12 protein-coding genes are annotated in these 13,028 nt (G+C 72.6%); 4 read left to right on the top strand and 8 right to left on the bottom strand.

What is annotated here, in order from left to right; all coding sequences use genetic code 11:
• Positions 1 to 173 precede the first annotated feature (173 nt).
• From ACZ4Z3_RS26135 to ACZ4Z3_RS26125, 3 genes are all read left to right on the top strand, one after another.
• Complete coding sequence (locus ACZ4Z3_RS26135) at positions 174 to 1,316, top strand: aminoglycoside phosphotransferase family protein (RefSeq protein WP_468503282.1); 1,143 nt, start codon at positions 174 to 176, stop codon at positions 1,314 to 1,316.
• Positions 1,317 to 1,580: 264 nt separating this feature from the next.
• Complete coding sequence (locus ACZ4Z3_RS26130) at positions 1,581 to 2,693, top strand: ABC transporter substrate-binding protein (RefSeq protein ID WP_468503281.1); 1,113 nt, start codon at positions 1,581 to 1,583, stop codon at positions 2,691 to 2,693.
• Positions 2,694 to 2,884: 191 nt separating this feature from the next.
• Positions 2,885 to 4,861, top strand: coding sequence for an N-acetylmuramoyl-L-alanine amidase (locus tag ACZ4Z3_RS26125; protein WP_468503280.1), 1,977 nt, complete (start codon positions 2,885 to 2,887; stop codon positions 4,859 to 4,861).
• A 131-nt stretch (positions 4,862 to 4,992) separates the two neighbouring features.
• Here the strand turns inward: ACZ4Z3_RS26125 and ACZ4Z3_RS26120 are convergent, their stop codons facing one another.
• The 4 genes from ACZ4Z3_RS26120 to ACZ4Z3_RS26105 all read right to left on the bottom strand — a co-directional run bounded on the left by ACZ4Z3_RS26120 (position 4,993) and on the right by ACZ4Z3_RS26105 (position 8,230).
• The gene (locus tag ACZ4Z3_RS26120; RefSeq protein WP_055513004.1) at positions 4,993 to 5,490 is read right to left on the bottom strand and encodes a hypothetical protein; all 498 of its coding nucleotides are present in this window, start codon (positions 5,488 to 5,490) and stop codon (positions 4,993 to 4,995) included.
• Between the two features lie 77 nt (positions 5,491 to 5,567).
• The gene (locus tag ACZ4Z3_RS26115; protein ID WP_468503279.1) at positions 5,568 to 6,173 is read right to left on the bottom strand and encodes a CGNR zinc finger domain-containing protein; all 606 of its coding nucleotides are present in this window, start codon (positions 6,171 to 6,173) and stop codon (positions 5,568 to 5,570) included.
• Between the two features lie 106 nt (positions 6,174 to 6,279).
• On the bottom strand, positions 6,280 to 7,722 hold the full coding sequence (locus ACZ4Z3_RS26110; protein ID WP_468503278.1) for a hypothetical protein: 1,443 nt from the start codon (positions 7,720 to 7,722) through the stop codon (positions 6,280 to 6,282).
• A gap of 37 nt (positions 7,723 to 7,759) precedes the next feature.
• Complete coding sequence (locus tag ACZ4Z3_RS26105) at positions 7,760 to 8,230, bottom strand: GtrA family protein (RefSeq protein WP_468503277.1); 471 nt, start codon at positions 8,228 to 8,230, stop codon at positions 7,760 to 7,762.
• A gap of 92 nt (positions 8,231 to 8,322) precedes the next feature.
• Here ACZ4Z3_RS26105 and ACZ4Z3_RS26100 point away from each other — a divergent pair, with 92 nt between their 5' ends.
• Positions 8,323 to 9,321, top strand: a complete 999-nt coding sequence (locus ACZ4Z3_RS26100) for a glycosyltransferase family 2 protein (RefSeq protein WP_468503276.1) — start codon at positions 8,323 to 8,325, stop codon at positions 9,319 to 9,321.
• Between the two features lie 97 nt (positions 9,322 to 9,418).
• Here ACZ4Z3_RS26100 and ACZ4Z3_RS26095 read toward each other — a convergent pair whose 3' ends face one another.
• The 4 genes from ACZ4Z3_RS26095 to ACZ4Z3_RS26080 all read right to left on the bottom strand — a co-directional run bounded on the left by ACZ4Z3_RS26095 (position 9,419) and on the right by ACZ4Z3_RS26080 (position 12,900).
• Positions 9,419 to 9,667 (bottom strand): DUF397 domain-containing protein, encoded by a 249-nt coding sequence (locus ACZ4Z3_RS26095; RefSeq protein ID WP_055711401.1) that lies wholly within the window; start codon positions 9,665 to 9,667, stop codon positions 9,419 to 9,421.
• Between the two features lie 82 nt (positions 9,668 to 9,749).
• Positions 9,750 to 10,916 (bottom strand): thiolase domain-containing protein, encoded by a 1,167-nt coding sequence (locus ACZ4Z3_RS26090; RefSeq protein ID WP_055512991.1) that lies wholly within the window; start codon positions 10,914 to 10,916, stop codon positions 9,750 to 9,752.
• Complete coding sequence (locus ACZ4Z3_RS26085) at positions 10,913 to 11,962, bottom strand: thiolase domain-containing protein (protein ID WP_468503275.1); 1,050 nt, start codon at positions 11,960 to 11,962, stop codon at positions 10,913 to 10,915. The genes ACZ4Z3_RS26090 and ACZ4Z3_RS26085 overlap by 4 nt, the downstream gene beginning before the upstream one ends.
• Positions 11,959 to 12,900 carry a Zn-ribbon domain-containing OB-fold protein gene (locus ACZ4Z3_RS26080; protein ID WP_468503274.1) on the bottom strand — a complete coding sequence of 314 codons (942 nt, stop codon included), beginning with the start codon at positions 12,898 to 12,900 and terminating at the stop codon, positions 11,959 to 11,961. The genes ACZ4Z3_RS26085 and ACZ4Z3_RS26080 overlap by 4 nt, the downstream gene beginning before the upstream one ends.
• Positions 12,901 to 13,028 lie beyond the last annotated feature (128 nt).

The following is a 13,028-nucleotide window of genomic DNA, read 5'->3' as shown; positions in this document are numbered from 1 at the left end:
TCGCCAGGCTTCGCCAGGGTGCGCTAGATGGTGTGCCACGGGCCATCCGGTGTCAGGTAGGAAAGCGCCACCCCGGCCCGGTCGCCCGACAGGCACTCCCCAGGGTGTCCCCCGGTCGGCCGGGGCGGGTGGCGCGTGACATCGCAGGCACACGAAGGGATCTGTATCCGCCCATGTACGCAGCATCGTCCTCCGTGTCCGCTCCCCCCCGGCCGCTCGCACCCCGCCAGCCGGGCGGTGGCGGCCCCTATCTCGACCCCACCCGTTCCGCGGCCCCCGGACTCGTTGCCGGCCGGGCCCGGCGCGTTCCGGGGCTCGGCCCCCAACCGCTCAGCGGGAGACTCGACTTGTCCGGCCCTCAGGGCGCGCAGCTGCGCACGGCGATCGCCTCGGTGCATCGCATCTGTCCGGAGTTCGCTCCGGTCCAGGTGCTGCGCCGCAGCGGCCGCTCGGTGCTGCTCGTCGGTACGACAGGGCGCAGCACGGCCGTCGCCAAGTGTTTACTGGACCACTCCTCCATCTGGGAGGAGCGGCTCCGGCACGAAATAGCCGCATACCGCTCGTTCGTCCGGCACCGCCCCCCGGTGCGGGTGCCGAGGCTGATCGCGGCGGACCCGGACAACTGCACCCTGGTCGTCGAGCGGATGCCGGGCCGGGTGGCCGCGCTGCAGCGGCATCCGGTGGAGGCGCCGCCGCGCGCCGACATCCGGGCGGCGCTCGGCGCGATCTGCCGGCTGAACGCGTGGCGGCCACCGGCGGGCACGTTCGACGCCCCGCTGGACTACGCGGAGCGGATCTCCCGATTCCATGAGCTGGGTCTGCTCACCGACCGGGACATGGGCGATCTGCAGAAGCTCCTGCACGGCATCGCGCACGCGTCGGGCCGTCAGGGCATGGGCCAGTTCTGCCACGGCGACGCCCTGCTGTCGAACATCCTGCTCTCACCGGCCGGTCCAGTGCTGGTGGACTGGGAACACGCGGGGTGGTACCTGCCGGGCTACGACCTGGCGACACTGTGGGCGGTGCTCGGGGACGCCCCCGTGGCGCGGCGTCAGATCAGTCAGCTGGCTCAGTCCGCCGGCCCTGCCTCGCGGGACGCGTTCCTGGTGAACCTGATGCTCGTACTGACCCGTGAGATCCGTACCTACGAGACGGCCGTGCAGCGTTCGATGCACGACGCGACCCCGGCGGCACCGGGCCCGGCCCACCCGGCTGCTGCGCCGTCCGGCGAGGAACAGCGGCTGCTGCTCAGGCGGCTGCACGACGACTGCCAGCTGGCCCGCAAGGCCGTACGGGCGGCGGTCGGCACTCGCTGAGGGGAAACGAAGGCCCGCGGCACGCCCCGCACACCGGCGCACCGCGGGCCTTCGTCATGTCAGCCCCTTGAGTAGTTGTCGTGCTCAACCACCGCCGCGTCACAGGCAGACAGGCAGCCAGGCGGGGCTTGACTCGTGTTGACTTCAACAGCGGCCACTGGTCCCGTTGCCCCGTACCCGTGCTCTCGGGTGGCCGGGGCCGGATGGCCACCCGGAGGACTTGTCGCTTGCCCCTCGGCGGCGGTCGTGGATGCAATGTGCGTCATGATCACGCACATGCGTTCGCCGGGGCGGAGTGAGAGGGACCCGTCGGCCGTCCGGATCGGTGTACTCGTCCCGCTGAGCCAGCCCGGCTGGGTGGAGGCGGGTCGGCACCTGCTGGCCGGCCTCGAACTCGCGGCCGACGAGGTCAACCACGGCGGTGGCATGGCCGGAAGACCCCTGGTACTGCTGGTCCGGGACACCGCGGCCGATCCGCGGAGGGCGGCGGCCGCCGTGGACGAGTTGGCCCGGCTGGGTGTGGCCGCCCTGGCCGGGGAGTACCACAGTGTCGTCGCCCGCTCCGCCGCCGCGCGGGCCGACGCCCTCGGTCTGCCGTTCCTGTGCTCGTCGGCGGTCCTCGACGCGCTCACCGACCGGCCGACGGAGCGGGTGGCACGCCTGTGCCCGGCCCAGTCCCACGGCTGGCGGATCTACGCCGACCACCTGCTCGAAGCGGGCCACCGGCGGGTCGCCGTGGCGGCCCAGTCGAGCGTCTACTGGGCGGCCGGGACCCGCATCCTGCGCGACCACCTCGCTCCGCACGGCGGCTCCGTCGCCGAACTCGACATGGGCCCGCTCGGCCCCACGGCCGTGTGCGAGGAACTCCTCCGCCGGCGAGCGACGGCCCTGCTGCTGCTCACCGGCCACCCGGAGCCGGCGGTGTCGATCGTCAGGGCCGTCCGCCACGACCAGCGACTCGCCGAGGTCCTGGTCGGTGCCCCGGCCGGGCAACCGGAGCTCCCCTCGTGGGCGGCTCTGCTGGGCGGCGACGGTGCGGGCGTCCCGTTCCTGCGCTATCTGCCCGAGCGTCTCGGTACCCTCGGCACACGTGTCGAGGCGGCCCTGCGCGAGCGGCTGGGCGAGGCTCCCTCGTTCGTCGCCTTCGAGGGCTACGACACGATCACCGTCCTCGCCGAAGTGCTGCGCTCCCAGGGCACGGACCGGACGCGGATCGCCACGTCCTGGCCGCGTGTCGTGGTCGAGGGGACCCGGGGGGAGATCCGGTTCTCCCGAACACCGGGCGTCGGTGTCTGGCAGTGGGCCTGGTCGCCGGTGCAGGTCGTCGATCGGGATCCGGCGGAGCCCGAGCGCTTCCGGATCCTCCGGAGCGGGTGAGCGAGCAGGCGGGAGTGGCGAGCGAGGTCGGGGGGAGACGGCTGTCCGCCGTTCCACGCGCCACGGGCCGTCATGGCCGGTGACCGGGCCTCCTGCCGGGCATGATTGACGGATCGTCGGCCGACCGATAGCACTGGTGCACGTTCGGCCCCGCACGCCCCGCCAACGCCCCACCGTTCCAGGAGGCCGCCTTGCGAGGATCCCCCACCGACCGCAGGCCCACCACCCGCCGCAGACGTCTTCGCGGTACGGCGGTCGCCACCGCCCCGGCGGTGCTGATGCTGCCGCTGCTGGGCGCGGCCCCGCCCGAGAGTCAGTCGTCGTCCTCCTCGGCCCGGCTGCAGGGCGCCTTCGCGGCCGCGGCCGCCGAGTACGAGGTGCCCCGCAGTGTGCTGCTGGGTGTGTCCTATCTCCAGTCCCGCTGGGACACGCACGGCGGTGCCCCCAGCGTCACCGGCGGCTACGGCCCCATGCACCTCACGGACGCGCGTACGGCGCTGGCCGAGGCCCCGCACCACGGCGAGGGCGCGGAGGACCCGCGCGGTGACGACTCCCGTCCGCCACTGCGGCCCGAGGCCGCCCTGCCCGAGGACACCGATCTCCCGCCCCGGCTGCGGACCTTGCCGCGAGCGGCCGAGCTGACGGGGCTGCCGACCGAGACCCTGCGCACGGACGCCGAGGCCAATGTGGCCGGCGGCGCGGCGCTGCTCGCCGCCGCGCAACGGGAGCTGGGCCGCGAGCCGAGCGCCGACCCCGCCGACTGGTACGGGGCGGTGGCGCGGTTCTCCGGCGCCGACGACCGCGCCACGGCGGCGGCGTACGCGAACGAGGTCTTCGCGGTGATCCGGGACGGCGCCCACCGGGTCACCGACGCCGGTCAGCGGGTGACGCTCCCTGCCGAGCCGCGACTGGCCCCCGACCGCGGGCAGTTGGCGCGGGCCGGACTGCGCGCCGCGGCGGCGGCCGGCACCGAGTGCCCGAGGACGGTGTCGTGCGAGTGGATCCCGGCGCCGTACGAGGAGTTCGGCGACAAGGACTACGGCAACCACGACCTGGCCGACCGGCCGGCGTCCCAGAGCATCCGGTACATCGTCGTCCATGACACCGAGGCCACCTGGGACACCACGTTGAAGCTGGTCCAGGACCCGACGTACGTGTCCTGGCACTACTCGCTGCGCTCCACGGACGGGCACATCGCCCAGCATGTGAAGAACAAGGACGTGGCCTGGCACGCCGGCAACTGGTACGTCAACGCCAAGTCGATCGGCCTGGAGCACGAGGGTTTCCTCGCCTCGCCGGACGCCTGGTACACGGAGGCGATGTACCGGACGTCGGCACGGCTGGTGAAGTACCTGGCCGCCAAGTACAGCGTCCCGCTGGACCGTCAGCACATCCTCGGCCACGACACCGTGCCCGGTCCGACGACGGCGACGATCCGGGGCATGCACACCGACCCCGGCCCGTACTGGGACTGGCGGCACTACTTCGAGCTGCTCGGCAGGCCCTTCGGTCCGACCGCCGGCCAGAACAGCCGTCTCGTCACCATCCTCCCCGACTACGCGGACAACCGGCCCGAGTTCACCGGCTGTACGAGCGGCGGTCAGCCGTGCGCGGTGCACGGCTCCAGTGCCGTACGCCTGTACAGCGAGCCCGACACCGCCTCGCCCCTCATCAAGGACATCGGTCTGCGGCCGGACGGGAGCCCGTCCACGATCGATGTGAACGACCTGGGTTCGCGGGTCTCCACCGGCCAGCAGTACGCGGTCGCCGGGCGGCGCGGCGCGTGGACGGCGATCTGGTACCTCGGGCAGAAGGCGTGGTTCCACAACCCGGCGGCACAGTCCACCGCGGTAGGCGCGGCGGGGCTGGTCGTGACGCCCCGGAAGGATCTCCCGGAGATCCCCGTGTACGGCAGGGCCTACCCGGAGAAGGAGGCCTATCCGACGGACGTCCCGGCCCAGGCGGTGTCGCCGCTGCCGTACAAGCTCCTCAAGGGGCAGCGCTATGTGGTCGGTGACCGGCTGAAGGGCGAGTACTACTACGCCGTCTCCTTCGACACGTCCGGGCACAAGGTCGTGAGGGGTGACGACGTCTACTACGAGATCCAGTTCGGACACCGGGTGGCGTTCGTGCGGGCGGCGGACGTGCGGGTGCTGCCGGCGATCTGAGGGGCCGCCTTGCAGCTCGGGCCGCGGGTTCGTCGGCGGGTGCGGCGCGTGGGGATTGTTCGTGCAGTTCCCCGCGCCCCGCCCCCCTATGGTCGTAGCCCCGGGCTGAGCCGGGGCAACCGGTCCAGGGGTCAGCCCTGCTGGAACAGCTCCGCGGGGAGCGGCTTCAGCAGCGCGTACAGGTCGTCGGTGATGGGGCGGTCCCAGGCGGCGATGGTCACCAGGACGTTGTCGCTGCGGTCGAACTGGACGCAGGAGATCCGGGACTCGGAGAGCTTGAGGCGGCGGACGATCAGGAGGTTGTCGCCCTGCATCACCGGCATGTCCTCGGTGCCGACGACGGTGATGTCCTCCTCGTTCTCCAGCGCCAGCAGCAGCTGGGCCACCTCGAAGGGGATCTCGCCGTCGGCGACCTCGCGGGCCGGGGAGCCTTCCGGGAGATTGCCGATGATCATCGCGGGGCCGCGGCCGCCGTACAGGTCGTAGCGCAGGAAGACGCCCTGGCAACTTCCGTCGGGTGCGGGCAGCAGGCCCGCGCCGAGATTGCCCGGCCAGTCGCCCGGGTCCATGGCCAGTACGTCGAATTCGGGCCCGGCAGGGGTGGCACTGCGGCGGCGGAGGAAGGACATGCCGCCATGGTACGTGTCCGAAGGTGGTCGGTGCCGGGTGGGAGAGACGATTCCGGGGACGGACGGGAGGGTGCTCGTCACCGGCCGGTGGACGCCTTGTGGCGCTCGTGGTGGCGGGCCACCCGGGCCCGGTTGCCGCAGGCCGGTTTGCACCACTCCTGGCGGGGGTGCTCCTTCAGGAAGTAACGCACGCAGCGGGGCGCGTGGCAGGCCCGCAGCCGCTGCCGTTCGGGGCTCGCGAGGAAGGCGATGGCGGCCCGGGCGAGGGCCGCGGTGAGCGGGTCGCCGCCGGTCGCGGGCTCCTGGCGCAGGACGGGGTCGGCGCTCCGGGACCAGGTCAGCACCGGGACGGTCGGGGTCTGGGCCGCGGCCCGGTTGAGGAGCTCCAGCGCTTCGGGGAGGGGCATCAGCCGGGCGGCGTCGGCCGGGCTGGGCTCGGCGGGGCTGACGGCACGGGCGAACAGGGCGCGGACGGCCCCCCGGAGATCACGTACGGCGGCGAGGGCGGTCTCGTCGGCGGTGAGGCCGGCGGCGCCCGGCAGGAGGTCGGCGTGGGCGCGGACCCAGGTGGTGAGCCCGGCGGGCTCGGCCAGGTCGTCGGCCACCCCGCCGTCGCCGTCGTGGCGCACGGTGAGGGCGAGGTCGAGGGCGAGCCGCGCGTCCGCGCTGATCGAGTACTCCATGACGTTAATGATAGGTGAGCCGGCATCCATTAGATCGAGTCGGCGTCCCGCTTCCTTCCCCTCCCTCCCGCGCGGGGCGGGCAGTCGTGGACGCCGCGCGGCGATCTCATCGGCTCTGGCGCTGCTCCTCGGCGTCCACTGGGTGATGCGCCGCCACGGCACCGGTCTGCGTCACGGCGGAGCCGGTTCGCGCGGGGTCCGAGGCGGCCGGGGCCGTGGTGGCGGGGCGGCGGTCCAGCCAGAGCAGCAGGAGGCCGAGCGTGCAGGCGAGCGCCGACCAGTAGACGTAGCGGTAGTTCGTCGCCGGCATGATGGGCAGGTATCCGAGCACGTAGACCATCGAGCTGACGCCCAGCGCCCGGATGGGCAGGGAGAACCGCCCCCTGCCGGGGCGGACGGTGAGGAAGAGGGCGACGGCGAGCCAGAACCAGCCCCGGAACAGCGGCCGGAGATCCGCGCCCACGCCGCCGATGTACGCGCCGAGGCCGGCCTCCAGCCGGGGGTGGGCCACCTCGATGCCGAGGTCGTTGGGGAAGACCCCTGCCTGGTACGAGTAGCCGGTCTCGAACAGCAGGCCGGCGAAGAGTCGCAGCCGGTACTGGAGATAGCCGGGGGCGTGGGAGCCCATCTCGCTCAGCCACAGGGAGGTGATGCCGTCCGCGTCCCTGGCCATCCCGTCCGGCCGGCGTTCGTAGCAGGCCCAGTAGGCGTCCGAGAGGGCGCCGGCCTTGCGGCACTGCTCCGCGGCCACGACCAGGCGGTTCCTGAGGTCCGGCGGGACGTCCGCCGACCGCAGTTCCTCCACGGTCAGGACGTGGACCAGGTCGTCGAGCATGATCTGCGCGCCCTGTCGCGTCTCCACGGGTTGCGCGATCCGGGAGATCGCGACGGCGGGCACGACGAGCGCGGCCACGAGCGCCCCCACGCACAGCGCCCAGATACGGCGGCCGGGTGCGCGCCACAGCGCGAGAACCAGCAGGACGAACAGGGGGATCGCCGCGAGGAACACGTTCTTGCGGACGAGCATGGCGTAGGCGAGGAAGAGCACGCCCAACCCGAACAGACCCCAGCGCATGGCGGGGGGCACGTCGCGCTCCCGCAGCCGCAGTCCCACGAATGCCACCGCGCACGCGGCGAGCAGTGCGGCGGCCGCGTGGACGTCCTTCCACACCACGCCGACGAACGTCAGTACGGGAGGCGTCAGCCCGATGCCGAGGACGGCGATCGAACCCGCACGGCTCGCGGTCAGGTCCCAGACGCACCAGGCGATCACCCACAGCGCGCCCCAGAGGACGACGGACTGGAGGACGGCCATGGACGAGGGAGTACCGGTGACGGCGATGAGCGCACGCCACACCAGGCTCAGCACGGGCGGGTGCCAGTCGGTGAGCGGTGTCCTGCCCATCGCCTGCCGGAGCTGCTCGATGCTGTCGGGACTCATGTACCCCGGGGCGAACACGACGGTCGTGCCCAGGCAGCACGCGACGGCGACAGCGGCCAGCCCCCAGCTCCAGAGCTTTTCACCCTGAAACCACACATTTCGTCCCATGCGGCGGATGCTAACAGCGGCGACCAGACCGTACGGATCAGGGCGCGACGAAGACGTAGCGCCGGTAGGCGAAGAAGCGGAACAGCGTGGCGAGGACCCAGCCGAAGACGCGCGCGACGTTGTCGCTGAGCACCGAGTCCAGGCCGAGCAGATGCCGTGAGGCGTAGACCGTGCCCGCCGTGATGGCGACGCCGACGAGGTTCGCGAGCAGGAAGAGGGCCAACTCCTGGGTCAGCTTCTGGCGATGCCGGTGGCGGTAGGTCCAGTAGCGGTTCCCCGCCCAGCCGAGGAGCGCGGCGGCGCCCGTCGCGAGGACGGACGCCTGGACGGGCGACGCCCGCATCACCCCGCCCTCAAAGCCGCCGGGCAGCCCGAACACCAGCAGGTTGTAGCCGCCGTTGTCCACGACGAAGGCCAGCGCTCCGACCACCCCGAACTTGGTGACCTCGCGCCAGACACCCCTGACGGCGTCACGCGCACGCAGCGCCACAGACGCGAGGACCGACACCCCGCGAGAGTAACGACACGGCGCGCCCCCGCCCCCCGGACGCGCCCATATCGCATGATTTCCATCTCATGTGTCGCCGATTCGGACAGGGAGTGGACGTGCCACCGACGATCGCGTGTGTCGTGCCGTGTCACAACGAGGAGGCGGCCGTCGGAAAGGTGGTGCGCGACCTGAGGGCCGCGCTCCCGGAGGCGGACATCTATGTGTACGACAACGCCTCGACCGACCGGACCGTGGAGGTCGCCCGTGAGGCGGGCGCGATCGTCCGGGAGGAACGGCGCAAGGGGAAGGGCAATGTCATCCGGCGCGCCTTCGCCGATGTCGACGCCGACGCCCTGCTGATCATCGACGGTGACGACACCTATGACGCGTCCCGGGCGCGGGAGCTGGTGGACCTGCTCTTCGAGGGGCCGTACGACCAGGTGGTCGGGGCACGCCGGGAGACCGCCGGCGCCGCCTACCGGGCGGGGCACGCGTTCGGCAACAGACTCCTCACTGGCGTCGTGGCGTCCCTGTTCGGCAACGACGTGACGGACATGCTGAGCGGGTACCGCGTCTTCTCACGGCGCTTCGTGAAGTCCTTCCCGGCGCTCGCCCGCCAGTTCGAGACAGAGACCGAGATGACCATCCACGCGCTCCATCTCCGGCTGCCCACGGCGGAGTTGGAGGTGGACTACCGGGTCAGGCCCGCCGGGAGCGAGAGCAAACTGCGCACCTTCCGGGACGGCTGGCACATCCTGCGGGTCATCCTCGATCTGGCGCGGCGGGAGCGGCCCTCGCTCGTGCACACCGCGGTCGCGGGGCTGCTGGCTCTCGTCTCGGTCGTCCTCGGCATCCCCGTCATCGCCGACTTCATCCGCACGGGCACGGTTCCCCGCGTCCCCACGGCGATCCTCGCCGCGGCGGTCATGACGATCGCGGCGCTCGTCCTCCTCGTCGGGTACATCCTGGAATCGCTCACGCACATGCGGCAGGAGCAGTCCCGGCTCGCGCATCTCGCGTACGCGGCGCCGGCCCGCTCGCCGCACTACACCACACATCACGTCGGGACCGGTCGGGTCCGCGTGCGGAACGTCTCCGGCGGCCTGTGACCCGCCCGGGCGACGACGGCCCGGGCCGACGAAGGTCGGGGACGGGCAGGTCGGTGAGCGGCTCGGGCGCCCACCGACGGCCGTCGCAGGGGCGGTTCTAGGTCAGGTCGAACTCGCCCTCCCTCGCCCCCGACACGAAGGCACCCCACTCCGCGGGGGTGAAGATCAGTGAAGGGCTCTCGGGGCGACGGCTGTTGCGCATGGCGATGAAGCCCTCGACGAAGGCGATCTGGACGTCTCCCCGCCCTCGGCTGCTGGACCGCCAGTCCGCGTTGCTCAGGTCGAGCTCCGCCGGCTTGTGCCAGCCGTCGAGCGATCGCTGCTGCTCCATGGTGCTCTCGGCCACGTCCGTGCTCCTCCCGGTTCGTCGTCCGCCCGCCAGACTAGCGATCGGTCCCCGCCGCGGACAGGCCACGTGAGGAGGAGGTTCAGGAGGTGGGCGGCTCGGCGCCGACCAGCCACATCGCGAAGAACTGCGAACCACCGCCGTAGGCGTGCCCGAGGACCCGGCGGGCGCCGTCGACCTGGTGCTCCCCGGCGAGGCCCCGTACCTGGAGTGCCGCCTCGGCGAACCGGATCATCCCGGAGGCGCCGATGGGGTTGGTGGACAGCACCCCGCCGGACATGTCGACGGGGAGGTCGCCGTCGAGTTCGGTGACGCCCGACTCGGTGAGCTTCCAGCCCTCCCCCTCGGCGGCGAAGCCGAGGTTCTCCAGCCACATCGGCTCGTACCAGGAGAACGGCACGTACATCTCCACCGCGTCGATGTCCCGGCGCGGATCGGCGATGCCCGCCTGCCGGTAGACGTCGGCGGCGCAGTCTCGGCCCGCGCGCGGCGACACGCAGTCCTTGCCGGCGAACAGGGTCGGCTCGCTGCGCATCGCCCCGCCGTGCATCCACGCGGCGGGCCGGGGCGCGCGGGCGGCCCCCGCGCGGTCGGTGAGGACCATCGCGCAGGCCCCGTCGGAGGACGGGCAGGTCTCCGAGTAGCGGATCGGATCCCACAGCATGGGTGACGCCTGCACCTTCTCCAGCGTGATGTCGTGCTCGTGGAGGTGCGCGTACGGGTTCTTCAGCGCGTTGCGGCGGTTCTTGTACGCGACGAGGGAGCCGACGGTGTCGGGGGCGCCGCTGCGCCGCATGTACGCGCGGACGTGCGGGGCGAAGAAGCCGCCGGCGCCGGCCAGCAGCGGCTGCTGGAAGGGGATCGGCAGGGACAGGCCCCACATGGCGTTGGACTCGGACTGCTTTTCGAACGCCAGCGTGAGGACGGTGCCGTGGACGCGGGCGGCGACGAGGCTCGCGGCGACCAGCGCGGTCGATCCGCCGACGGAGCCCGCCGTGTGCACCCGCATCATGGGTTTGCCGACCGCGCCGAGCGCGTCGGCCAGGTACAGCTCGGGCATCATGACGCCCTCGAAGAAGTCGGGCGCCTTGCCGATGACGACGGCGTCGATGTCGGCCCACGTCAACTCGGCGTCGTCGAGGGCTCGTCGGGCGGCCTCGCGGACGAGTCCGGCGATAGACACGTCCCGCCGGGCCGCGACGTGCTTGGTCTGGCCGACGCCTATGACGGCCACGGGCTCCTTGCTCATCGGGGATCCCCTTCGAGTACGGCGACCAGGTTCTGTTGCAGACAGGGCCCGGAGGTGGCGTGGGCGAGGGCGCGGTCGGACTCGCCCCGGTGGATGCGGGCGGCGGCCTCACCGATGCGGATCAGCCCGGCGGCCATCACCGGGTTCGCGGCGAGGGCGCCGCCCGACGGGTTGACGCGCACGCCGTCGTCGAGTCGCAGCGCCTCGCGCAGGACGACCTCCTGGGAGCTGAAGGGGGCGTGCAACTCGGCGGTGTCCACAGGACGTTCGAAGGCTCCGGCGCGTTCGGCGGCGAGGCGGGTGGAGGGCGAGTCGGTGAGGTCGCGGACGCCGATGCCGTGGGCCTCGATGCGGTGGTCGATGCCCCGGATCCACGCGGGCCGCTCGCACAGGTCCCGGGCCCGCTCCCCCGCCGCGAGGATCACGGCCGCGGCCCCGTCACCGATGGGCGGGCAGTCCCCGGTGCGCAGCGGCCGTACGAGGTACTCGCCCTGCGGCACCGAACCCCTGAGCTGGGCGTGCGGGTTGGTCTCGGCGTCGGCGCGGCTGCGGGCGCCGACCGCGGCGAGGGCCGGCTCGTCGGTGCGGCCCGCGTCGATGAGCGCCTGGGCCTGGAGGGCGGCGAGGGCGACGGAGTCGGGCCACAGGGGTGCCACGTAGTACGGGTCGAGCTGCCGGGTGAGGACGTCGCGCACGGAGCCGGGCGAGGACTTGCCGTAGGAGTAGACGAGGGCGGTGTCGGCGTCACCCGTCTGGAGTTTCACCCATGCCTCGTACAGGGCCCAGGCGCCGTCCATCTCGACGTGCGACTCGGAGATCGGGGGCCAGGCGCCGACGCCGTCGAGGGCGAGGGTGAAGGAGAAGGCCCGGCCGGCGAGGTAGTCACTGGACCCGGAGCAGGTGAAGCCGATGTCGGCGGTCTTCAGCCCGGTCCGTGCCAGTACCTCGTGCAGCACCGGCATGAGCATCTCCACCTCGGAGGACTCGTCGCTGGTGCGCCGGTGGTCGGTCTGGGCGAAGGCGACGACGGCGATCTCCCGGTTCACAGCAGCTCCTTGTACGTGTCGTACGCGGCGTCCGGCTCGCCGGTGGGCCGGTAGTGGTCGGGGTAGCGGCCCCCCTCGGTCCAGACGGGTTCGACGCGCAGCCCCATCCGCACCTGGTCGTAGGGGATGCCGGCGATCCGGCCGTGCAGGGCGAGGTCGGCGCCGTCCAGGGCGATGTGGGCGTAGACGTAGGGGACTTCGATGTCGAGGTTCTTCGCCTTGATGTTGACGATGCAGAACGTGGTGACGGTGCCGCCCGGCCCGACCTCGACCTGTTCGGCCGTGGCCACGCCGCAGGTGGGGCAGGCGCCCCTCGGCGGTACGTACACCTTGCGGCAGGACGGGCAGCGCTCGCCGACCATGCGGCGCCCGGCGAGGGCGTGCAGGTATCCGGTGGTGGCACGGCCGGGCGAGTAGGTGTAGTCGAGGCGGGCCGGGGCGACGATCCCGGTCACCGCGTCGTCGAACTCACCGCTGTGGCCCGCCGGTTCGGCGCGCTCCCCGTCGTACGGCTCGAAGCAGGCGATGTCGGTGATGGCGCCGGTGCGTTCCCCCGCCCACCGGACCCGGACGCGCATCCCGGTGTGCACGGCGTCGGGGCCGGGGGCGTCGAGGGCGTGCAGGAGGGCGGTGTCGGCGCCGTCGAGCCGCACGAGGACCCAGGCGAAGGGGGTGTCGAGGGGCTGCCCGCGGCGGGGGGCGTGGTTCCAGGCCCAGGTGGTGACGGTGCCGGTGGGGGCGACCTCGACGAGGTCGCGGATCTCCTCGGCGGTGACGGGGTCGTACTCGACGGGTGGGACGAGGGTCCGTCCGTCGACGGTGCGCACGCCGAGGAGCACGCGTTCGCGCAGCCCGGTGAGGAAGGCGCTCTGCACGGGCCCGAGGGATCGGGTGAAGGGGAACTCGACGGTCAGGGGGGCCTTGAGAACTGCGGACATCGGCGGGGTTACTCCTTCGGAAAGGGGGCGACGCGTCCGGGGCGCGGAGGGAGCCTCCACGCGACTCCACCGGGGGTGCGAGCTGCCGGGCACTCCTCACGGCTCCGCCGTGGGGGCCGAGCGGCCGG

The sequence above is a fragment of the Streptomyces sp. NPDC030296 genome, assembly GCF_055572815.1.
Note: the sequence above shows the minus strand (reverse complement) of the source record. Positions and strands in the feature narration are given on the sequence as shown.